Consider the following 23482-nt stretch of genomic DNA (forward strand, 5'->3'; position numbering starts at 1 on the left):
ACCGGACGGTTCGAAAATATCCCTGCCTGAAATGCTTCCCTGTCCTTCCACCTGTTATACCGTGTCTGGAAAGATCGGCATAAGCACTCACCGTCTCCTGAATGCCTGAACGTCTCTGAACGGGCCTGATAATCCGCACGGATCTTTTCCCGGATTGTGGATTTTTGCAGCAGTTCAACCCGATACGGACGACGCCTTACTCCATTTCCCTGCCGGACCCCGATCATGACCGTCCAACCAGCCACCCGTCGCGCACCAGCCGCGCAGCACGTGTATTCCGAAGCTGGTTTTTCACCCTTCCTGCACACCCAGGGCGCCGAGCAGGGTGCTACGCAACTGCTCAAACCGGGCATCCGCATGGCGACGGGGGCGTTCCATCGCAATCGGCAGGTCCATATGAATGCGCCCACCGTCCAGCACAACGGCGCGATCGGCCAGTAGCAGGGCTTCATCGACATCGTGCGTAACCAGCAAGACCGAACACCGATGACGTATCCATAGCTCGGAGACCAGACGCTGCATTTTCAGACGCGTGAGCGCATCCAGTGCCGCAAAAGGCTCATCCAGCATAAGAAAAGACGGCTCACGCACGAGCGCACGCGCCAAGGCGGCGCGCTGGGCCTCGCCCCCGGAAAGCGTCAGCGGCCACGCGTCAATACGGTGGCCAAGCCCGACTTCTTCCAGCACGGCAATCGCGCGATCCCGGTGGTCAGCCTTTTTTTGACCCAATACCGTGTTTTCCCAAACGCGCTTCCACGGCAGCAGGCGGCTTTCCTGAAATACGACGGACACTTCCGCCGGCCTGATCACTGAACCTTCGGTCACCGGGTCCAGCCCTGCCAGCGTCCGCAACAGGGTTGATTTTCCAGACCCGCTATGGCCCAGCAACGCCACGAATTCCCCCGGGGCAATGGCGAGGTCAAGCCTGTCCAGCACGGCTGGCCTTCCCGGAAATCTACGTGTCAGCCCGCGCACCACAACACCCGTGTCTCCACTGTGTGGTTCGTCCTGTCTGTGTGTATGGTGCCCGGACTGCGTCATATCGCTCCGCCCCTCCGGTCAGCCGGACGCCACGACAGAAGCCGGTGCTCGAGAACACGGACCGCCTGATCGGAAACAAGGCCAAGGAGGCCATAAATCACCAGCCCTACAAGGATAATATCGGTCCGCAGGAAGTCCTCTGCGTCCATCATCATGTGGCCTATGCCGCTATCGGCATTGATCTGTTCAGCGACCACCAGCATCAGCCATGACAGACCGACGGCAAAACGCAGGCCGACCAGCAGGTCCGGCAACGCGCCGGGCAAAATGACCTCGCGGATCGTGGCGATCCGTGACAGGCCCAGCGTGCGGGTCATTTCCAGCAGTTTTGGGTCGATGGAACGGATGCCTTTGTAAAGATTGAGGTAAATCGGAAACGCCGATCCAAGCGCCACAAGCGCGATTTTCGGGGTTTCGCCGATGCCAAACCATAAAATGAAAAGCGGTACAAGTGCCAAGGCCGGCAGGGTGCGCAGAATCTGCAGGGGCGCGTCAACGATGTCCTCCCCCACGCGCGACAGACCGGACAGCAGAGCCAGGCCGATACCCACGCCACAGGCAAGTGTCAGCCCTGCACCAGCACGCAACAGCGACACCCACAGGTTGCTCTGCAAGGTACCATCCTGTGTGAGCGCCCAGCCAGTCGTGAGAATCTGCACGGGGGACGCCACCAGCCGGGTTGATAAAAGCCCGGCGGAGCACGCCAGTTGCCACCCCAGCACCAGAATGATGGGGGAAACATATCGCTTTAACGTGCTGAGCCGTGGCCGCCAGAGGGATAGCCCGCTGGTCGACCGGGGCATGACCCGGGCAGTGGTCCGGACAAGGGAACCTGACATATGCGCCTTTCCTTCTGTCGCATGCACTTGCCCGGTTTGACCGGACTCCGTGGGGGATATTTTCCTACACTGTTTTTTATCGTAATATAATATACGGTGCCTGCATAGTGCATAGTTAATTTTATTCCAAATTAACACTATTATAAAACGTTAATTTTTCGCGCATCTGATTGCCTGGCCAAGCACGACCGGTCCCGCTCATGATCTGGAACGCAGCGCCCCCCTGCCGTCAGACAGAAAGCAGGGGACTCATCTCTACATCGTAATTTTATTCAGCGACGAAATGACTATTCAGTGTAAAACGATAACGCTCCGGGCGAATAAAAAAGACAGAGCATTCAGCCGGCGTATTATTCGTGAAGAACGAAACCCGTTCCATTCGTAACAATGCTGTTGTGTCAGAAATCTTCAGTAAACAGGCCAGTTCATCGTCCGCGGCTTGCGCGCCAAGGGTCAGATGAACCCGATCCAGGGACTGCCCGAAAAACCGGTTGAACAATACGTATGTTGGCGTGCGGTCTGCCTCGGCGCGTGGAATATCGGCAAATTGTGCCGGTAAAAAGCTGCGTCCTACGGCGATTGGTTCTTCGCCGATCAGGTGGAGTCTTTCGAGGAAGAGACACGCCCCACCATGTCCCAGTATTGCCCCGATCGGTCCGGGCGGCGTCCTGATCTCGAACCTCAGCAAACGCATGCGCGCATCAAAACCCTGCAGACACAGCGATTCATGGAAACTACGCAGGGTATCCAGTTCGTAACGCACGTCACGCCCGATAAGATACGTTCCTTTTCCCTTGCGCTGCTCAACCAGACCACTTTCAACCAGTACGGTCAGCGCCTGCCTTACCGTTACCCGGCTGACCGAAAACCTCTCTCGAAGCTCCGCTTCGGACGGCAGTTTTCCGGTGCGCTCAAACAGGCCTTCAGCAATATCCTGCCGCAGTTGCATGGCGATCTGGCGATAAAGAGGCGTGGCGTTTTCCCTGACAAGTGGCATGCGATTTCATAAACTCCTTTTAATTCAAATGGTTATCATACTTTTACGCGCATGACACAAATGCCTGACGGTCTGTGACTTGCCGTACATGTATTAGCTTGTATTATCACCTTGCCATGGTCAGCCCTGCGGACGAAAAACGCGCTTTCTCTGCCAGGTCCGCCCCCTCCCTGACGCGGGAGCACAGTTTACGCCACCTGGAAGGGTTACGCATGGATAACATCACCCCGCCCACGTCTGTCGCTATTACCGCTCCGTCCGGTCTGAGCGATTATGTTCATTCCCTTCCGTTTCTCGGTCGCGTCAGCCTGGACCGCAAACAGCTTTATGCAGGGGAATGGACCGAACTTGTGCTGACGTACGAAATTGGCGGCGTAGGGCTGGCCGATGGCGCATGGCTGAAGCTGGCATTCAAATTCTATTCGGACTGGGCTTTGTTCCAGACGTCCGACCCTCGTGCTGCAAATTATGTTTCCGCCGAATATCATGCCACCTCCCTGCGGCACGGCCAAAGCCCCTCGACCGTGCAGGCCCTTAAGGTGCGCTTTGATCAGAAGGGCCATGAGCGTCCTTTCCAGAAGGCCGTGATCATTGACATTGTGGATGGTTATCTCAATCCCGGCGACCGGATCGTCATCCGCCTTGGCGATCGCCGACAGGGCGGGGCCGGCACGCGCGTGCAGACCTTTGTGGAAAAAAACTTTCGCTTCAGGATGTTCATCGATCCGCTAGGCAGTTCCAAATTTGCCGAGGTTCCGGGCGACTGCGTGCTGGACATCGTGCCCGCAACCCCGGCCGCGTTGCACCCGATCGCGCCCCGTCTTGTGGCCCCGCAACACCGTTTTGATATGCGCCTGAGACTGGACGACATATGGGGGAACACGGTTGAAAATCTGCACGCGACCGGACGTCTGGTCCTGACGGCGCCGAGCGGCAGGGAGCGCTGCCTCGATGTCAGTTTTACCGGTTCCGGGTGGGCCGTCGCCCTCCTGCAGGGCGTGCAACTGGACGAAGCCGGTGAATGGCGGCTCACAGCCAGCCTGGATGAGTCCCCAGTTGCCCCGATTACCGCCTACGTCACCGTCGATACACAGGAAGATGGTCTCAGCGTTTTCTACGCTGATCTGCACGTTCATTCACACGATACCGTCGGCACGAACGATACTGACTATAACCTCCGTTATGGCAGGGATGTGGCCGGGCTGGACGTGCTGGGCTATACGGTGAACGACTTCAACGTGACCGAAGAAAAATGGAATGAAGCGGTCAGGATTATCTCCCACCTGAACCAGCCGGGGCAGTTTGTCTGTTACCCGGGAACCGAATGGTGCGGTAACTCCGCTGTAGGAGGGGACCGTAATGTCGTGTTTTTACGCGATACAAAACCGCGATTTCCGTTCGATGCCCAGGGGAATTCGGTCCGCTCCTTCGAATGGAACGAGTTCACTGCGGGTACGATCAAACCCGGAACATGGCCGGTCGACCAGCTTTGGGCCGCTTACGCGGACGATCCGCAAGGCCATCTGATGATTCCGCATGTGGGCGGCAGACGCTGCATTTTTGACTGGCATCACCCCGAACTGGAACGCCTGACTGAAATTACCTCTGCATGGGGACAGTTCCACTGGAATTACATCGATGCACTGGCACGCGGGTACCGTGTCGGCGCGTCCGCCGCCAGCGATGAACATCAGGGCCGTTGCGGGGGCGGAGCGCCAGCCACCGCAGTGTTCGGCTCTCGTGGCGGTTTGACCGGCGTTCTGGCGAAAACACTGGATCGCGCAAGCATCGGCACCGCGCTAAGGGACCGGCGCACCTTTGCCACGACCGGCGAACGCAGTTTTGCGTCCCTGCGCCATGGAACGCTATGGATGGGAGAGGAAGGACAGGCCGATCCCGATACCCCGCTCAGCTATCGCCTGCTTGGAACAGCCGGCTGGGAAGAGATCAGCCTCTTTGATGCTGAGCGTTGCATCTGGCAGCGTAATCTGCACACGGAAACCGGCTTGTCCCCACGACAGATCCGTATTCGCATCGGGGGTGCGCGCATCAAGGACCGCTATCGTGCGGCCTATTGGCGCGGCGCCATCGAGATCACCGGTGCGGCTATCCTGGATGTCGCAACGGTTGGTTTCGATCATCCTGAGCAGACCGCATGGCGCGAGGATGCCACGACTGTTCGCTTCACCACCGCCACCCATGGCGATACAGACGCGATTGAACTTACGCTTTCCGCGCTCGAAGACGTTCGCATTCAAATCAATGCCGATCTGTCCGGTTACACCAAGGTCGGGGACCCACTACAGCCTCCGGCTCACACCGCCTGCCCCACCGTAAGCCTTGAAACATCGGGGCAGGACCTCCTGACCAAAGGCGGGGTTGTGCTTGATATTCCCGGCGTGGAACTTCGGCTTGCTGTCGAGCGTGTTACCGGGAGCGAGCTTCCGCGCGATATTGCCGGAACAATACAATGGACTGCCCTGAATCTCCGCCCCGGTTGCGACCATGCCCTCTTTCTGACAGCGCGCCAACGTGATCAGTCACGTGTCTGGACATCTCCGTTATTTCTGACCTTGTAAAACTACAGAGCAAAATACCCCACAGGAAAGGCGCACGCAAAATAGTCGTGTGCACTGCCCATAACATCATGGGGTGTCTCACGCTGTATTTGGAAAATGGTGTTCGTCGAGCTGAAATACATCGGGCATTCTCCACCCGCTCCATCCTGTAGAATGCACTTCAGAACTGGACCGGTGTGTCACTGTCAGACCGGTATCCTTTCTGCATCAGCGACAAAGAGACTTTGCAACCGCCTGTGACGTTGCTTCTTGTCTTGATTTTTCGACGGCACGCCAAAATATAACGAAAACAAAGCGTTGAATTTTATTTTACGTATTTACAACGAAAATAGAGTGTGCATTATGTAAATTAATAATTTTCTGGTATATTTATTTTTTAAGCACAAAACAGGCTGTATGAACTCAGCGCGCTGACGACTGCACGTCCCGAGTTTCAGGCTCCGTCCTGCGGCCTGCGTGATGAACTGGAAAGTTCGGATACATCTGTCATGGGCTGCTTATGGTGTAGCCGGCAAAGGAGGTCTGAAGGTGCTGTCAAGACGGAGTTTGGGAAAACTGGCACTGACGCAGGGCGTGGTCGCACTCCTGGGTCGTACTGCCATGGCGCAGGGCCGGGTTGTCAGCATCGGGTACCAGAAATACGGCACCCTGATTCTGCTCAAGGAAAAGGGGTTTCTTGAAGAAGCCCTCAAGCCTAAAGGTGTCTCCGTGCAATGGGCGCAGTTTCCTGCCGGCCCGCCGCTGCTACAGGCTTTGATTGGCGGAACGCTGGATTTTGGCGGCACAGGCGACCTGCCTCCGGTCTTCGCACAGGCCAGTTCTCCCGACGCGCTTGTTTATGCCGGAAACGAGACCCCTACCGGCTCGAGCGAGGCTATCATCGTCCCCGATACCAGCCCCATTCGCACGGTACGCGACCTGCGTGGCAAGCGCGTGGCAGTGACACGGGGTTCGGATGCACACTGGCTGTTACTGGCATCCCTTAAAAACAACGGCCTCAGTTTCAAGGATATAGAGGTTTCCTATCTCCTGCCTGCCGCCGCCCGCCCTGCCTTCGAAGCCGGAAAAGTGGATGCCTGGTCTATCTGGGACCCTTATCTGTCCGGGGTGAGCACTCCGGTGCGCAGCCTGGCGACGGGGAGCGACTGTGGGGGTGGAACACAGTTCTACCTGGCACGGAAAGGCTTTTTTACCGACAACCTTGACCTGTTGCATGACGTGATCGCCGCAGTGACACGGTGCGATGCATGGGCCCAGGCCAACAAACCCGATGTTGTAAAAATTCTGGCTCGCAGCACGGGGCTAGACCCGGCAGTGGTCGCGCGTTCGGTCGAAAAAATCGAATTTGGCTTTCACTATATTACCCCACAGGTCATAGCACAGCAGCAGCATATAGCGGACACGTTCGCTGCGGAGGGGCTGCTGCCCTCGACACCAAAAGTTAGCGATGCCGCTCCAAAAATCTGAACATGGGTTAAGCAGAGAGCGATTTCCAATACAGGATACAAGCATGACAACGCATACGGCTGACAAGCTGAACGTATTATGGTTTCTGCCCACCTATGGCGACGGACGGCACCTGGGTTCGACCGTTGGCAATCGCCCTGTGGATATTTCTTATCTTTCGCAAGTGGCACGCGCGGCGGATAACATCGGTTATTACGGCGTTCTCATTCCAACCGGTGTAACCTGTGAAGATAGCTGGGTTGTGGCGTCTGCCCTGGCCCCCCAGACACGGCAGCTTCGCTTTCTTGTGGCCGCCAGACCGGGTTTGATGTCGCCTACACTGTCAGCGCGCATGACCGCAACGCTGGATCGTGTGTCCGATGGCCGGCTTCTCATCAATATCGTGACAGGCGGCAGCCCAAAGGAAAATGCAGGAGACGGCTTCCTTGCCGACCACGCTGAACGTTACCAGATCACGGATGAGTTTCTGACAATCTATAACGATCTGCTGCGCGGCAAAACAGTCACACGCAAGTCACCCCATTTTGATGTGACAGACGCGTATTTGCAATTCCAGCCCGTGCAAAAGAATGGGCCTGCAATTTACTTTGGCGGTTCGTCCGATGCAGGTATTGCAGTCGCTGCACGCCACGTAGACAAATATCTGACCTGGGGTGAACCTCCGGCTCTGGTTGCAGAAAAAATCGCCAAAGTACGTCATGCGGCGGAAAAAGAAGGCCGGTCTGTCTCCTTCGGTATTCGCCTGCATGTCATCGTACGCGAAACCACGGCAAAAGCATGGGATGCGGCAGAAGATCTGATCCGGTATCTTGATGACGAAACCATTCGTCGTGTTCAGTCAACTCTGACAGACACCGATTCGGTTGGACAGGCCAGAATGCGCGCGCTGCATAATGGCAGTCGCGATGCGTTGGAAATCTCTCCCAATCTGTGGGCCGGGGTGGGGTTGGCGCGCCGTGGTGCCGGCACCGCTCTTGTGGGGGATGCTGACACGGTAATCGCACGTATTGAAGAATACAGAAATCTCGGTATCGATACGTTTATTTTCTCTGGCTACCCCCATCTTGAGGAAGCATACCGGTTTGGTGAACTGGTTCTACCCCGCCTGGATATTAAATAATTTCGTTAGAAATTTATGGGTTTTCTCAATTTTATACGCAAGGCACAGGTGTGAAACAGACGGGACATGCTCCCGTCACCCGTGTCGTATAATGCCTGCGCGCAGGGTACAGGGGTAATCCATTATGAAAAATCTTTTTTTGAAATAATGACATGCCACCTGCGCAGGCAGGGCAAGATGCCAAAGGCGAGACCGGGCAGGATTGAGCACGCGTCAGGCGCCAAAGATCCGGACCGCCTGCAATCCGGTTCGCGGCGACAGATGCAGGATAAAGCCCGGCTGGCGCGCGGTGCCCCGCGATGTGGCGGCTGGAACGCGCACGCGATGGCTCAATTCCAGCTCATCGCCATCTTCCCATTCCACAGCAAAAACATGACGGCGCCAGGAAAGAGAAGCTGATATCTCTTGAGAGACATGGTGATATTGTAAGGCCACCTTATCCTGTCGGGCGATCTGGCGCCCCGCGCCTATGATCATGGTCACGCCGGCTGCGACCATGGCGACATGCCCGACATGGCGAAACAGACGGTCATGCAGGTAAGGCAGCAGGTAACGGATCAAAACCGATGACAGAATTGCCGCCGTGGCAACCACCACCCCGGCCGTCATTGCCCTGACACTCAGCAGACCGAATACGGCATAAAGAATAATCTTGAGTATATGAAGCAGGATTTCGTTGGCGGCCCGGGTCGCGACGATTTCCTCTTTTCGCAGGCCAAGCCGATAATAAAAGCCGTTGAACAGCAGACCGACCGCCCCCGTAAAGCCGGAAATAAACCCGGCGGCCGCCCCCAATAGATGCAGGCTTACGGGACGGACCGGTCCTGTATTGCCCTGCATACGGACCGGACGGAAAAGGAGCGGTAAATTACCAACCAGAAACAGCCCCAAGAGCAGCGAAAGATAGACCGGATTCACACGGCTGAGCACCCATGTGCCCAGTGCGGCAAACGGCAGCGCCGTCGGGGCAAAATGGCGGACCACATCCCACCGTATGACCTTCCGGAACGACAGAATGCGTGCCGCCGAACTCGCGGCGGTGCCAATGGACAATGCGGCGGGCACTGCGCCACCGGGGAGCACCAGCCCTAACAGCGGGATCAGGATCAGCCCGGCGCCCCCGCCGGATACAGCACTGATGCCAAAGGCCGCGAGCGATGCAAGCAGTATCAGGACCCAGAGTATCATTAGCGCTGTAAACCCCGATTTCGACCCCACCATGCCGGGGTCTCAGTCATCAATTCTTGTTGCCAGGCGCGCATGGTATGCAACAAACTGGCGGAAAAAGGCCGCGACTGTCAGCTTACAATGACCCAATCTCCTGAAATAAGACTGCGATGCCCCGGACTTACGACTGAGCGATGTGCTCGGCACTCAGGCTACGAGATCGAACCCGCATCGGTCCGCGTAAAAGACCGTGCCTGCTACGCCATGCGCTTGTGCCTGGAGGCTGTCTGTAAAAATTCGTTATGACCTGTTCCCGGCAAAGGTATTCTCCCTATCCCACAACGTCGTGGCGCGGAGAATGACGGCCTGATGTCAACTTGCGGGCGGGATTGGGCCACAGTGTAATGCCAGTTCCTGTGGAAACGGTCTTGGTCGTCGGCGCATATATGCACCTGCGAACAGACGTCGTTTACTGCTCTGGTCTGCGGGAAAAATAAGTCCTGATTTCCCGCAGGCTGGTGAAATGACTGCACGCATGACAGAGGGTTCCTGAGCAGGGGGCTTTTATGTCGCTCTGGAACGCTCTGCAATGGAACGGCGCCGATGTCCGAGACTATACATGCGCCAAGGTTTTTCGGGCCCGCTCCCGCCTTACTGCCCGCCGGTCAGCGGCGATCCGGTGGCCGCCTCCTCCGCTGCGCACCGGGCCTGATCCGGCGCTGTTCCGGCTGCTTTAAGGGCCGCGATTTCCTTGCGGGCTTCGGTAAAGAGCGGTTCTGTTCCATGCGTGGTTTCGAACCGGCCATACATGACCGAACCATTCATAAAGCCTGCCCAGACATCAGAACTCCAATGCACGCCGCAGACAACCCGGCTTTCACCGATCTCGCGCCCACGTCGCATGATCAGCGCGCTACGTTCGGGAACAAGATGGGCCAGCAGCAATGCCCCCGCCCATCCGACCGTGGCATGTCCTGACGGATAGGCGTAATCGTCCTTGCTGTTCTCCTTATGGGGCACGCAGGTCGGCAGGTCATTCCCGACAAATGGCCGCGCACGCCGGAAATGTTCTTTCTCGCTCCGGGTCACGGGTTTTGTTTCCGCGATCAACGCTTTGAGAAGCGCCGCAAGATGCGGTGCCTTTGTCTCATCAAGTGCCAGGCCTGTAGAGCATGAAAAATCCCTGAGCATGGCATCGGGCTTCAGATTGGCGTCGTTTGCGGCCATGTCCCAGCGGGGGCTACCTTTGAGAGCACGGGTGGTCTTGTAAATTTCCTCATCGGCCAATGCGCCGGGTGAACCGGGCGGCGGCGGGGATGGCAGGATTACAGAAAAGTCCTGTTGCTCAACACCTGCCGCAAAACCCGGTTCAGCGACGGCCAGCAGAAGCATGGCGGAGAGTGTTCTTGAAAATGCCGTCATGGCTCTTTCCTTCAATATCTTGTTATGAAAACGGGCGAAAACGCTTTCGCCCGACAGATCCGCTCAGAACCCGATGGGCACCGAAATCGAACCGAAGAAGCCCCGACCGGGCTGGGTGTTCCAGAGTGCGGTCCCTTCGGCCGTTGTCCCATAGTAGGAAAAAATCTTTTTACCATCGGCAAGATTGGTCACGCTAAGCTGAAATTTGACCGGCGGCACAAAGCGGTCCTTGCTGTGAAGGGTATAGCCCACCGAGATATCGAGCTGGTTGAAGGGATCCAGCCCGTCCTGTGCCATGCCGGTCTTGCTGATGACACCCGCGCGCGCGCCGATCCATTTATCGACCACCGAGGCATAAAGCCCGCCATGTTCATAAATTACCCCGCCCGCAGCGGTTGCATCCGGCGCATTGGCAATGGGCGCTCCCGTGCCCTGCGTCTTGGACTGGTTGAGACTGCCATTGGCGAACAGCGTGAAGCCCGACCCCACATGGTACGACGCTTCCCCTTCAATCCCGTAATAATCAATGCCGCCCTGGTTGTAATAGACGGTCATCGCGCCATAACCTGGAATGTTCTGGTTGGTGCTGGTCACAAAATTACTGAAATTGATGTAATAGACGTCGGCCGAAAGCGTGAAACGGCGGCTCTGCCAGGCCGTGCCGATCTGATAGTTCATGGTATTTTCGGGGCTGACCTTGTTCGCCGCCGGATCTGGCGTGTAAAAATAGGCCGCATCCGGTGCCAGAAAACCCCGTGCGATCTGCAGATAGGCCGACCAGTTCGGGTTGACCATGTAATGCACATTCAACGACGGCATGGGGGCGCCATAGGTCTGGTCGTATGTCAGCGGGGTGCCGGTTTTCTGGTTGACGGGCGCGTTGATCTGGCGAACCATGAGCGCGTATTTGAAGCCCGGCGAAATTTCCAGATTAGGCAGGGGCCGGAACGTCAGTTGCACATAGGGCTGCGCACTGAAGTTTTCCAGTGTCATGAGGCGATTGAGCGGAGCCACCGGGTTGGTGAACGCACCGCCCGCCGCCCAGTTGACGTTACCCTGCTGGCGGGTGTCCGTCTGGTGTTCCAGCCAGAAGCCAAGGTTAAGCTTTGCCAGCCCGAAATCGCGTTTGACGGCAAAGGTATCGCCCCAGGCGCGGTAATCCTGCCGCATCGCCTGACCATATTCACAGCCCGGTCCCGAATTATACGTCATTTTGCTGGCGCCATACGTGCCACCGCAGGCAACGACCTTCCCTTTCCAGACGGGTGCTTCCTTGAGGTACTGGGCCTGCGCGCCACCATTCACGTCGTTTTCGTTATTGCCATGATGGTAGTAGGCGTAAGTATAGGCTTTATTGTCGATGGTCCACCCTCCGCCTATGTCGGAATTCAGACCGATATAGGCCATGTCGGTCTGAATGGTATCGACGTTGTATTTATAATAATTCTGGGAATTCGGATTGTTCGACAGCCCGTAATCGGGGCCATAGGCCGCGATTTCATCTTTCGTCACCCCGGGGGGCACATACTGGACGAGGTTGTTGTACATTCCCATAAACGTCAGCGTCGTATGATCGTTGACCGGTTGAATCCATTTTCCGTAAAAATTATAGCGCTGCTGCCCTGAATACGTCAGATATCCATCGCTCTGCACGCCACCTGCATCGAATACGAACGAGGCGTTGTTCAGTTTTTTCATGCGCCCGCTATTGACTTCACCCCCATAGGTATAGGTGTTCCAAGCCCCCATGCTGCCATATGCCTCGACCATGCGCCGTTCGGTCGGGGCCTTGCCACCCACTGCTATGGTGCCGCCAAACGTCGCATACCCCATGGTGCTGGCGTCACCCGGACCGCGATCGACACTGATATCGCCCAGGTCATGTGCGGTATAATAACTGCTGGTATGGTGCGTGAAGTTGTTGCCGTCGGCAAAGGGTATGCCGTCGAACAGGACATTGTACTGACCGTCCGAAAAACCCCTGACCGATACCTTATTTTCAGCAAGGCCGGGTCCGTTCGCTCCAATGGTCATGACGCTGGGTGCAAGAGCGACCATTGTGTCATACCCGCCCGAGGGCGGAATATTGTTCTCGATAAAATGCTGGCTGATGACCGATGTTGGCTGGAACGCTGTCAGGGGCGCCTTGGTCGGCGCCTGATATGCTGCGGAATCGGCCTGGTAGTGTCCATCGACATTGATTGTCTCGGCAACCTTGGCGAGCCTGCCGTGCGCATCGCCTGTGCCGGTCGCATGCGCGGTGTTCATGGCCATCTCGGTCCGTGCGGCATGCTGGCCTGGTGTTTTCTTCGTTTTCATGGCTTTGCGTGCGACGCTGCCTGCTGCTGACGCCGGGATGGAGCGCGGTGCGGCACTCGCCTGCGCCGCTCCAGCAACCATGGCCGCACAGGCCAGCAACGATCCTTTCCAGGCCATGCGTTTTACGCCCCGACGCGTGGCGGCACGCCCGGTAACAGAAAAAACGAGAAACACCACATATCCCTCCAAACAGGTGCCGCTGCCAGGGTCATCCGTAGCGATTACGACATTTACGGCTTTCTATCATGCCGCCCGGAGAGATTCGGTGACGTTATGGTTTTGGTTTCATGACAGTATTATTTCATAACTGGTATTTTTTAGTCTAAAAGAGGCCATGAATTCATTAATAATAGCCAATTTATCGTTCAACCCGCTGGATGGGCCAATATCCACGGGAATGTAGCAAAGATTACTCAGCGCGCCAGATGGTCCAGCCGCAGCCGTCCTCGTGCATCGCTCAGTCGCGCAGCCGTCAGGATGGCGGAAAGGGTCGCTCCGATCATATTGCCACTGACGATCAGACTCATCAGCACGATCTGGTATTTCGACGCCTCCAGCGGGTTCATGCCCGCCAGGATCTGCCCCGTCATGATACCAGGCAAGGTGATGATCCCCGCAGCCGCCATCTGGTTGAGCGTGGGGATCAGCGCCGTGCGGATCGCCTGACGGATGGGGGCGTTCATGGCTTCGGCCCGGGTGGCCCCCAGTGTCAGCCGCGCTTCGATCGCGGCGCGATCGCGCGATATCGCGCTGAGCAGCGTGTTCATTGTCAGGCTGACAGCGTTCATCGCGTTCCCCAGAAGCAGGCCGGTCATGGGAATGGCCGTGCGCGCCTGATACCACGGATGCGGCTGCAGGGCCGTCAGCAGGCCGATCAGGGTCACGGTCACGGTGCCGATTACGGTACTCGCGCCGCCGATGCCAAAATGCCACCCCGGGGTCAGGCGCACCAGCTGGCGCGTCCCCACTTCGTAGGACGCCGCCATGAACATGAAGGCAAGCATCGCCAGGGTCAGCCAGACGGACGAACGGCCAAAAATCAGTAACAGCACGCTACCGGTCAGCACCAGCTGGGCCGCCATGCGCGCGGCCGCCACGGCAAGCGTGCGCTGGATACCCAGCGACAGCACCATAGACAACGCAATACAGCCGAGCACCATACCCGCAGCCAGAATCATGTCGCCCGAAGTCAGCAAAATCGGGGTCATGAAACCGCTCCGATAAAATGCCCGCGGGCTATTTCGCGGCGCTGGTCAGCCATGCGCGCGGTCTGCGCCGGATCGTGCGAGACCAGGATGATCGTTGTCCCGTCCGCCATCCGGGTCCGCAACACGTCTTCGACCATCAGCGTGGTTGTCGTATCCAGCGCCGAGCAGGGCTCATCCATCAAAAGCACCTTCGGGGTTTGCAGAAGCCCCCGCAGCAGCGCAAGGCGCTGGCGCTCGCCGGTGGACAGGCGATGCACGGGATCGTGCAACACCCCGGCCCGCAGCCCCAGCCTGGACATCAGTTCACCGGTACGGGCGTCGTCGGATATGTGGTCCAGCACCACATCGGACCACCAGCCCGGCTCGGCTGGAAGATACAGAACCTGCCGCCGCCATATATGGGCCGGCATGGCCGAACAGAACCTGCCATCCAGCGCCACATCACCCGAATGGGGATCGAGATCGGCCATCATGCGCAACATCACCGATTTGCCGGTGCCCGACATGCCGGTCACAACCAGGCAGCAGCCGGTCGGCACGTCGACATCGAACGGCCCGGCATGGTCGTTGCACAGGCCGCGTGCCGAAAATCCGTGCGCCAGAACGGTATCGGCGCTGAGAGATGACGGATGTGAAACAAGGGAAGAGATCGGATCGTTCACGCTGGTACAAAAGCCTTTTCTCTGCTGCGGGTCATGGGTCATGCCCGCCGCTATGGGGAAGGATAGGCGAACACATGCCGCCCGTCGAAGTTCAGACAGGCCTGTTCAGGTGGAATTTCGGCCTCCAGACTGTGCAGCGACCAGTTCAGGTGCGGCAGATGCCATAGTGTCCGCCAGCGCCCGGCTTCGAACGTCATGTCCATGCGCCGCGCAACATGCCCGCACTCGGCCAGACGCACCCCTTCGGGGCGCAGATACGCGCTGGCCGGTCCTTCCGCGCCGATCCCCACCGGGGTCACAGGCTGGAAGCCGGCCGGTCCGTCGAACCCCCATTGCGTGTCGCGGCGGCGCAGCATCAGGGAAAACGCGCCCTCAGCACCGGTCATGCGCGCAATCCGGGGCGAAAGGGGGCAGCCGTAAAGCCCGTCCGGTGTCGCATCCTGAATGATCCGCCCGCCTTCCAGCACCAACACCCGGTCAGCCAGTCGCCAGACATCGATCGGGTCGTGGGTTACAAACAGCGCGGAACAGGCGGTTTCGCGCACCAACTGGCGGATCTGGTCGCGCATGCGGCTGCGCACTTCGACATCCAGCCCTGAAAGAGGTTCGTCCAGCAGCATCAGGTCGGGCCGCGCGGCCAGAGCCCGGGCCAGACCGACCCGCTGCTGCTGCCCACCCGACAGATGGGCGGGGTAGCGCGCCTCCAGCCCCTCCATCGCCACGTCACGCAGCAAGACGCGGGCCCGCTCCTTTCGTTCGTTCCCCGATCGGAACATGGAAGAACCGGGAATGGCGGCGGTAATGTTCTCCAGGCATGTCAGATGCGGCCATAGCGCGTAATCCTGGAACACCATACCCAGCCCACGCCGTTCGGGCGGAACGAACATGCCGCGCGCCCGGTTGTCCACCATTGCCCCGCGCAGCATCACGGTTCCTGCATCGGGCCGTTCCAGCCCGGCCACAAGCCGGATCAGCGTGGTTTTACCCGACCCCGATCCCCCCATGAGCAGCACGAACTGGCCACGCGGAATCTGCAGTGTAATGCCGCGCAAGACTTTGGTACCGCCGTGGGATTTCTCGATTCCCCGCACCGTCAGAATATGATCGTCCATTCGCCTGCTCCACCCTGTTGGGCATGCCATCCTGTCATTTCGCCGCGCCTGTCATTTTTCCCCGCCCGCATGCCAGCCGGCCAGTCGTGGCACCAGCACAATGACAGTACCGGCCAGTGCCAGGCATACCGCCATGCCAGCCAGCGCCAGTCGCGCCTCCGCCCCGTAATGCAGCGCAACCTCCAGCGACAGCAGCCGCACTGCCAGAGGCTGCGCGCCCGCCGGGTACAGGATTTCTGACAGTGGCAGTTCGAAGAAAAGGGTTATGAACACCATCGCCCAGGCCCAGCCAAGCGGTCGGATCAGCAATGGCAGATAAATCCCTTCCACCCGGCCGGACAACGGGACGCCATGCACCCGCGCCGCCTCCCCCAGCCCCCGATGCAGGGATGCGAACGGCGCATCCAGAAACCGCAGGGCGATCGGTAGATGGCTTGCGGTATAAGCCAGGATCAACAGCGCGGGTGTGCCATACAGTGCCAGCACACGGCCGTTGAAAGCAATGACATAGGCCGCCCCCAAAATGACCCCGGGTACCGCCATGTTGGCCGATACCAGCCACAGCAGCATGCGCGACAATACCCGCCCCCCCATACCCGAACGCATACGCACCCCCAGAATGACCGCGGCCAGCACCACCGCGCCCACCGCGGACACAAAGGCGTAGCGCAAGGACAGGCCTATGGAGCGCCAGCCCTCGGCATCGACCGCCGCGACATCGCTCGCCCCACCACCCAGCCCCTCCATGGCCAACGCCAGCAGCGGCGCCCCCACGCCCGCCAGCAGGACGCCCCCCGTCAGCAGATAAGCCACCGCCGTCAGGACCGGACCGCAGGGTACCGCAGCCGCGCGATGCTGGCGGCCGCCGACAGTCATTGCCTGATGCCGCGCCAGCACGGCCTGAACCGCCAGCGCCACCAGCGCGAGGAAAACCAGAAGCGCGCTCAAACGCGCGGCCTGGGTAAAATCGACCGGCACAGTCGCCAGATTCTGGTAGATGGCATAAACGACAAGCGGCAGATGCGCCTGCGCGCCCAGGGTCGCGGCAATACCAAAATCCTGTGACGCCGCCACGACCTGAACCATGATCATGCTCCCCACCACCGGCAGCAGCAGACGTGCGGTCAGCCACCCTCTGCGCCAGGCCGCGCGCACATGCACCCGCGACGCGGCATCGAGGTCGGTGCCTGCCGCGTGCCAGCCCGTGCGGGCCGTCATCGCGGCGAACGCCAGCCCCTTGACCGTCAGCAGGAACACAATCCCGGTTTCGCCGTAGAACAGGCGGCTGAACAGGCTGTCTGCCAGTCCCGGCATGGCCATGAGCATCTGCCAGCCCGTGGTCAGCAGGTAACTGGGAATGAGAAAAATACCCCACAATGTCGCGGACAGAAGCCAGGCACCGCGCCAGCGCCTGCGCTCGAGCAGGAAGCCGATCAAAATCCCCGGCGGCACCACCAGCAGCCCGGCCTCGGCACTCAAACGCACCGTGTTCCACACAGCGGTGGAGGACACACCCTGAGCCGACACGGCAAGCGGTGGCAGCGGTCCCCAGCCCGGCATCAGCGGCAAGCCCAGAAAACGCACCACCGGATAAACGAAACACAGCAGCGCCAGCAGGCCAAACAGCACCGCGCAGATACCGACTGCCAGATTCGGCACCCGCCCCGCCAGACGCGACAGACCGGTCATCGGGCCACCACCCGGTCGAACCAGCCGGTCACTTCAGCCTGGAGCGGACCCCAGATGGCCGGGTCAGGATGGGTCAGCACAATGCCCCCGGGATCAGGCAGGGCCGGTTGCGCGGGCCGGGTCGTGACGGGCCAGAACAGGCGATCGGTATCGGTGCCGCCCATACGCATGACCTGGATATCGGGCCGCATGACAAAGTGCAGGAAACCCACACTCGCCGGACGCCGCGCGACCGGCTGCCCGGAGGCGATGGCGGCTATGCTGGGCAGGATGAAGGCCGGGGTGGGAATACCGACAACAAAACGCCTGTCGGCCCGCGACAGGGCGATCCCCGCCGAACTCTGCACGATCGCGGAATCGATCCGCCCGGCACGCAGGGCCACCAGCACCGCCGGGTTGGACGGCGCGACCAGCAGGCCCTCTGCCGCCATACGCTGCAGGGCCGACTGCCCGGCAGGCCATCCGCCCCGGATCGACAACATTCCCACCAGCAGTTGATACGCCGGACCGGACAGGGCCGGGTCCGCCATGCCGACCCGGCCTGCTTCCATGGCGTGGGTCCAGTCCTGCGTCGCGGGGGCTAGCTCCCTCCGTGACAGGAACACTCCGGCCAGGGTGAAACCCGTCGGTTCATAGGCGCCGTCCGCCGGCAGCACGCTACGCCCCACCGATGTCCAGTCCAGATCTGGCACAACGTGGCGGGCCAGCAGCCCGGCCCGGTCCAGGGCAATGGCCCCGTCGTCCCCTTCGAACCAGATCACGTCCCAGCGGGGATGACGGGCTTCGGCCGATACACGGGCCAGCAATGTGCCTGTGGACATCATCAGCACGCTGACTGTTCGCCCGGTTTCACGCGCATAGGCCCCGGCCACGGCGGGAGCCGCCCCGACCGAACTGTAAACGACCAGTTCGGGCCGCTGTGTTCCCGCCAGACTGGCCAGGCACCACAGAACCGTCAGGAACAGCGCAGCGCCCGTCAAACGAACCCGCAAGACGGCCACCCGCCCACCCAACCCATGATTCCGTAGCGATATCATCGGGCTTTTATAAAGTTGTAGCGAACGCTACAGGGTGACATTTTTATGACGTTGCCGCTCGCGCTGTTCGCGGCTGCTATGCTAGGCGGGAACTCCGCCACCGGACAGAGGACCGACAGACTATTGAAACCTGACCCGATCGCGCAAAGCCTGCTGCCCGATTCCGCATTGACCACGACAGCCCGCCGGGTCGCGCAGTTTATTCACGATCATCGCCCCCTTGCCCTGGCCAGTTCCGCCGCTGAACTGGCGGAACGGCTTGGCACGTCCGACGCGACAGTCATCCGCGCCGTGCAGGCCATGGGCTTTGAAAGCCTTGCCGACCTGCGGGCCGAGCTGATTGCAAGCCTTACCCCTGCACGCAATCCCGCTACAGCGCTGTCACGGACGATCGAAGATATCGGATCGAACCTTGAAAACGCGGTCAGCGGTATCATGAAAACCCATATGGAGATGGCTGCCACCCTGGCCAGCGACACGACACAGCGACAACTGGTCAATGCGGTGCGGGTGCTGCATCCCTGCCAGCGGGTGACAGTGTTCGGGATCGGCCCGTCCCATGGGCTTGCCGACTATATCTGCCGGGTTCTGAACCGCTACGGTCGCGCCAGTTTTCCGATCGGGACTACCGGACGCGCCTTTGCCGATGACCTGGTGATGCTGCGCCCCGGAGATGGTCTTGTCATCATGGCCTATGGCGCACTGTATCGGGAAGTCGCGATCCTGTTCCGCGCAGCACGGCACCTGGAACTGCCTGTCGTCCTTGTCACCGACCGGATCACGGCCGATGAAGTCCCCGCTGGCACCGCCATCATTACAGTCATGCGCGGCAAGGAAGAACACATTGTGCTGCATTCAACCACGGTCGCAATTCTGGAATCCGTCGCCTTCGGACTTTCGATCGCACTGCCTGACCAGACATTGCAGGCGCTGAACCGGCTCAACGATTTCCGGAACCAGATCGACCGCTTTTAAAGCGGCTTTATCTGGTGGCCGGAACTGTCCGGATTGCCCTATACTTCTTTGACAAAAAACATTGCAGGATCTGGACAGGGTACAACAATCGCCCCGTCATGCACCACGCAGTGTGGTCAGCACCTGTATCGCTGCAGCCAGCCGGATACGGTCGAGCCCAAGCATCTCGTCGCACCGGACATGATGCCCGAACACTGCCAAACGGACGGCGCAACGCGCCCAAGCAGGGGCTTCCTGTTTTTACCTGACCCGGCACTCCGCATTGCCGGTCTTTTCAATTCTCATTGTCCTGTCAGGCCTGTTGCAAACACAACGTCCGATACACGTCAGGCCGAAAGCACTTCAGGCAGGGGCACTGGCACGTCAGCACCGTAGGGTCCGCCCGCCATAAGCTGGATGCTCAGCATGGCGCAGGCATCGGCATGGCGTGTGCCCAGGGGCAGGGTTGCATTGCCCATGGTCCAGCGGAACGGTGCCGTTTCCGGCGCGGCCCAGCCGGGAAGATCGAGCGTGCTCAGATGGGTGTCGATTGCGCGGGTGGTACTGGCCTCGCACACGGTAATCTCACCGACCAGAACACCCAGATCACGCCGGTCATCCACAAAAGGCCCGATGATTCTTGAAGGTTTTTCCGTGCGCGACACAATCTGCACCTGATCGACATTGGCGGGCAGCATGAACAGGACATGACCATGCGCGCTACGTGTGGGGTAGAGGGTCTGCCCGCGATCGGTCACAAGGTGCAGGCCGGGGTTGGCTGTCAGAACCGGGGCCACGACCTGCCGGGCATGACCAAGCGCGCGGGCGCGGCTTTCCAGCCTGTGGAACAGGGGTTCCACACTGTCGCGGCTAACGTCCAGAGGGGCGGCGGCATCGGCCGACCAGGTTCTGACGCGACCGCCAATGCTGACCACCGGTCCGGACTGCCTGAAAGCGCTGCGGTTACCGGTATCGAGATAACTCTCGCTCAGCACGCCATCGGCACGGATGACCGAATGCATGCCGGTTTCTATATGATAATATGCATAGGACGGAATGGACCGATCGTAAAAAATACTGTGCCCGTTGACCAGCATGCGCACCGGCACAAATTTTCCGTCGAACAGCAGGCAGTGTTCCGGCGTAATCAACATGTCCTTGTACGGCATGCCCCGTGCAATCGCGTCGCGCAGGATGCGCACCGGGTAGCCTGCCTCGTCATCGGCAAGGTCGGGGCGGGCGGTCGTGTGCCGCATGCCCACCCATGTAACGGAGCGTATGGTCTCAACCCCGTCGACATAGGCAACAAGGTCATCGCCTATGCGCAGATCCTCCACCGCGACATCGCCCGAAGGGGTGCGGATCATGGACCCTGCCAGATAGCAGATCAGGATACCGCCCGTACCGTCCGGGTTGGATGTGCTGGTCCAGGTCTTGACTGTCAGGCCGCTGGAATCGAGACCGAACGGATTGCCGCTGATCACCAGGCTTGGCCCGAGACTGACATTGATTATCCCGAGAATATTCAGATCCAGCCCGATGGTTGTCTGGTTCGTCAGCGGATCATAATGACCGTAGATCAGGGTTGAATCGGGAAAATCCACCGTGAAATTGGACGGCACGGTGGTTGTGGTGTTGCCGTTTTTATCAACGAACGTCACGGGAAAAGACAGAACACCCAGCCCCAGCAGGGTCGAATCCACCTTGATTTCACCACCGTCAGGCCCGACTGCAATGCTGTTGAGCGCATCGATATTGGCAACACTGGATGACAGTTCCAGCGTTCCGCCATCCACGATAATGCCCGACAGCGCCTTGAGAGAGGCCAGCCCCCCGCCAACCAGCGCCGTCGCGCCGTTTTCAACGACAATCTTGCTCAGTGCCTGCGCGTCGGCCAGATCGCTGAGATTGACCACCACGGGATCACCCTCGGGCGTGCCTGCATCCTTCGTGATCAGGATATTCCCGCCGACAGCAAGATTAAGCAGGTCCGATACGGAATAGTCGATAGTCTGGTTGAACAGAAGATTAATCGCCATACCGGATGCTCCACACAAGATTTGCCTGTATGAAAAAGAGTGCCAACCCGGTCCTGTTTGGCAACAACAAACGCAGAATACAGCAATTTTTACCGCTTTTTTGACGGTGCCGCCCCCCCCTGCCCCGGACAATGCCTGGGGGCGGCGTGGGGCGCAGCGCCTTGCGGCTGGTCACGCGCAGTCCCCGGCGCCCCAGCGCACATGCCGCCATGATGTCACCCGCCGGAGTCACCACAAAAGCTTGCCCGCCATGGCTGGCCTGCCATGCGGACAGGCCTGCCCCATACGCCCCCCATGCCCACACGCCTGCCCGGTAACAGGGTGGAATTACAGCGTTCCCGGGCAGATACCGGTCATTGATACGCAGGCCGATCTATGAAAAAGGAAAAGACGGCCCAAGACACGCCCTGTTCACCGATACGGAATTTCACGCCATGCAGCCCACGCCCCCCACGACCCTGCTTGAAGCCGCACAGGCCCTGGCCTCTGGCCGCGTGAGCAGCCGCACCCTGGTGGAAGACGCTCTGGCCCGCATTGCCGACCCCCAGGGCGAGGGCGCACGCGTGTTCATGACCGTGCATGACCACGAGGCCCGTGCACAGGCCGACAGCATGGACGCGCTGCGCAAGGCGGGACATGCCCCCTCCGCCGTGGCGGGCATACCGGTTTCGGTCAAGGACCTGTTCAACGAAGCACGGAACGTGACCCGCGCGGGCTCTACGGTATTGGCCAACGCCCCCGCCGCCAGCGCGGATGCCCCCGCCATTGCCCGCCTGAAAGCTGCGGGCATGGTGTCCATGGGCAGGACGACCATGACCGAGTTCGCCTTTTCCGGCGTGGGGATCAACCCGCATTATGGCACCCCGGCCAACCCTTGGCAGCGCGCGGACAGGCGTATTCCCGGTGGATCGTCGTCAGGGGCGGCCATATCCGTGACCGATGGCATGGCCTTTGTGGGGATCGGCAGCGATACGGGCGGGTCCTGCCGTATTCCCGCGGCATTGACCGGGCTTGTCGGCTACAAGCCCACGGCCGCGCGCATTTCCACCCAGGGCACTGTGCCGCTGTCCACCACGCTGGATTCCATCGGCAGCATGGGCCGCAGCGTGGCCTGCTGCTGGGCCGCAGACAGCCTGATGGCCACCGGCAATATTGCCATAGCCGACGCTCCCCGCGGGCTTGACGGGGGCACCCCCAGGCTGGGTGTGCTGAACACGCTTGTTCTGGACGGTATGGACGACACCGTTGCCCGGACATGGGAGGCCGGTCTGCGCCGCCTGTCAGCCAAAGGTGTGCGGCTGGAGGATTTTACCTGCCCGCCAGTGGCCGGGATCGGCACCGCCAACGCAAAGGGCGGTTTTACGGCGGCGGAATCCCTGACATGGCACCTGCCGCTGCTTCAGGCACATGAACAGGATTACGACCCTTTCGTGCTGCGCCGTATCCTGCGCGGGCATGAACAGGCGGCAACCGACTATATCACGCTGCTGGCGGCCCGCGCGCGTCTGATCCGCCAGGCGGCGGATATCATGGACCATTATGACGCGGTGATCCTGCCCACCGTGCCGATTGTCGCCCCGACAATCGACAGCCTTGCGGACGACGCGCATTACGCCGCAACCAACCTGCTGCTGCTGCGCAATACGGCTGTTGCGAATTTTCTGGACCTGTGCGCGATCAGCCTGCCGGTTCACACGCAGGGCGACGCACCTGTGGGGCTGATGCTGATGGGCCGCCACGGCCACGACGCCGCCCTGTTCCGGACCGCCGCCCGGATTGAAAAACTACTGAACGGCTGAACGGCTGAACGGCTGAACGGCTGAACGGCTG

Annotated in this window: 18 protein-coding genes; 6 read left to right on the top strand and 12 right to left on the bottom strand. The window is 59.8% G+C overall.

The window, feature by feature from the left end:
- Positions 1–291: 291 nt before the first annotated feature.
- From ABF990_RS11120 to ABF990_RS11130, 3 genes are all read right to left on the bottom strand, one after another.
- Positions 292–1041, bottom strand: coding sequence for an ABC transporter ATP-binding protein (locus ABF990_RS11120; protein WP_415500478.1), 750 nt, complete (start codon positions 1039–1041; stop codon positions 292–294).
- Positions 1038–1844: an ABC transporter permease gene (locus ABF990_RS11125; RefSeq protein ID WP_415500491.1), complete on the bottom strand. Its 807-nt coding sequence runs from the start codon at positions 1842–1844 to the stop codon at positions 1038–1040. The genes ABF990_RS11120 and ABF990_RS11125 overlap by 4 nt, the downstream gene beginning before the upstream one ends.
- Positions 1845–2148: 304 nt before the next feature.
- Positions 2149–2877, bottom strand: a complete 729-nt coding sequence (locus ABF990_RS11130) for a GntR family transcriptional regulator (RefSeq protein ID WP_415500479.1) — start codon at positions 2875–2877, stop codon at positions 2149–2151.
- Positions 2878–3089: 212 nt separating this feature from the next.
- Between ABF990_RS11130 and ABF990_RS11135 the strand changes: the two genes are divergently transcribed.
- The 3 genes from ABF990_RS11135 to ssuD all read left to right on the top strand — a co-directional run bounded on the left by ABF990_RS11135 (position 3090) and on the right by ssuD (position 8043).
- A complete protein-coding gene (locus tag ABF990_RS11135) occupies positions 3090–5456 on the top strand; it encodes a hypothetical protein (protein ID WP_415500480.1) in 2367 nt (788 codons plus the stop codon).
- 528 nt (positions 5457–5984) lie between these two features.
- Entirely contained in the window at positions 5985–6923 is a 939-nt protein-coding gene (locus ABF990_RS11140) for an aliphatic sulfonate ABC transporter substrate-binding protein (protein WP_415500481.1), read from the top strand.
- 43 nt (positions 6924–6966) lie between these two features.
- On the top strand, positions 6967–8043 hold the full coding sequence (gene ssuD, locus ABF990_RS11145; protein ID WP_415500482.1) for an FMNH2-dependent alkanesulfonate monooxygenase: 1077 nt from the start codon (positions 6967–6969) through the stop codon (positions 8041–8043).
- A 213-nt stretch (positions 8044–8256) separates the two neighbouring features.
- Here ssuD and ABF990_RS11150 read toward each other — a convergent pair whose 3' ends face one another.
- The 3 genes from ABF990_RS11150 to ABF990_RS11160 form a co-directional block, all read right to left on the bottom strand.
- Complete coding sequence (locus ABF990_RS11150; RefSeq protein ID WP_415500483.1) at positions 8257–9231, bottom strand: TSUP family transporter; 975 nt, start codon at positions 9229–9231, stop codon at positions 8257–8259.
- A gap of 630 nt (positions 9232–9861) precedes the next feature.
- Positions 9862–10632 (bottom strand): acid phosphatase, encoded by a 771-nt coding sequence (locus tag ABF990_RS11155; RefSeq protein ID WP_415500484.1) that lies wholly within the window; start codon positions 10630–10632, stop codon positions 9862–9864.
- Between the two features lie 63 nt (positions 10633–10695).
- Positions 10696–12900 carry a TonB-dependent receptor gene (locus ABF990_RS11160; protein WP_415500485.1) on the bottom strand — a complete coding sequence of 735 codons (2205 nt, stop codon included), beginning with the start codon at positions 12898–12900 and terminating at the stop codon, positions 10696–10698.
- On the opposite strand from ABF990_RS11160, the gene ABF990_RS11165 reads away from it, so the two are divergent.
- On the top strand, positions 12899–13258 hold the full coding sequence (locus tag ABF990_RS11165; RefSeq protein ID WP_415500486.1) for a hypothetical protein: 360 nt from the start codon (positions 12899–12901) through the stop codon (positions 13256–13258). The genes ABF990_RS11160 and ABF990_RS11165 overlap by 2 nt on opposite strands.
- Before the next feature lie 106 nt (positions 13259–13364).
- On the opposite strand, the gene ABF990_RS11170 is transcribed toward ABF990_RS11165, so the two are convergent.
- From ABF990_RS11170 to ABF990_RS11190, 5 genes are read right to left on the bottom strand one after another with little or no spacing between them, the layout of a single operon-like run.
- On the bottom strand, positions 13365–14159 hold the full coding sequence (locus tag ABF990_RS11170) for an ABC transporter permease (protein ID WP_415500487.1): 795 nt from the start codon (positions 14157–14159) through the stop codon (positions 13365–13367).
- A complete protein-coding gene (locus ABF990_RS11175; protein WP_415500488.1) occupies positions 14156–14821 on the bottom strand; it encodes an ATP-binding cassette domain-containing protein in 666 nt (221 codons plus the stop codon). Before ABF990_RS11175 ends, ABF990_RS11170 begins: the two co-directional genes overlap by 4 nt.
- Before the next feature lie 50 nt (positions 14822–14871).
- Positions 14872–15933: an ABC transporter ATP-binding protein gene (locus ABF990_RS11180; RefSeq protein WP_415500489.1), complete on the bottom strand. Its 1062-nt coding sequence runs from the start codon at positions 15931–15933 to the stop codon at positions 14872–14874.
- Positions 15934–15984: 51 nt separating this feature from the next.
- Positions 15985–17622 (bottom strand): ABC transporter permease, encoded by a 1638-nt coding sequence (locus ABF990_RS11185; protein ID WP_415506610.1) that lies wholly within the window; start codon positions 17620–17622, stop codon positions 15985–15987.
- The gene (locus tag ABF990_RS11190) at positions 17619–18614 is read right to left on the bottom strand and encodes an ABC transporter substrate-binding protein (protein WP_415506611.1); all 996 of its coding nucleotides are present in this window, start codon (positions 18612–18614) and stop codon (positions 17619–17621) included. The genes ABF990_RS11185 and ABF990_RS11190 overlap by 4 nt, the downstream gene beginning before the upstream one ends.
- A 168-nt stretch (positions 18615–18782) precedes the next feature.
- Here ABF990_RS11190 and ABF990_RS11195 point away from each other — a divergent pair, with 168 nt between their 5' ends.
- Positions 18783–19634 (top strand): MurR/RpiR family transcriptional regulator, encoded by an 852-nt coding sequence (locus ABF990_RS11195; protein ID WP_415506612.1) that lies wholly within the window; start codon positions 18783–18785, stop codon positions 19632–19634.
- A gap of 326 nt (positions 19635–19960) precedes the next feature.
- Here ABF990_RS11195 and ABF990_RS11200 read toward each other — a convergent pair whose 3' ends face one another.
- The gene (locus ABF990_RS11200; RefSeq protein WP_415500966.1) at positions 19961–21652 is read right to left on the bottom strand and encodes a Hint domain-containing protein; all 1692 of its coding nucleotides are present in this window, start codon (positions 21650–21652) and stop codon (positions 19961–19963) included.
- 434 nt (positions 21653–22086) lie between these two features.
- Between ABF990_RS11200 and ABF990_RS11205 the strand changes: the two genes are divergently transcribed.
- On the top strand, positions 22087–23451 hold the full coding sequence (locus ABF990_RS11205) for an amidase (RefSeq protein WP_415500967.1): 1365 nt from the start codon (positions 22087–22089) through the stop codon (positions 23449–23451).
- The last annotated feature ends 31 nt before the right edge of the window (positions 23452–23482 follow it).

Origin of the sequence: Acetobacter sp. (genome assembly GCF_047723915.1) — a bacterium.
Classification (GTDB): Bacteria; Pseudomonadota; Alphaproteobacteria; order Acetobacterales; family Acetobacteraceae; genus Acetobacter.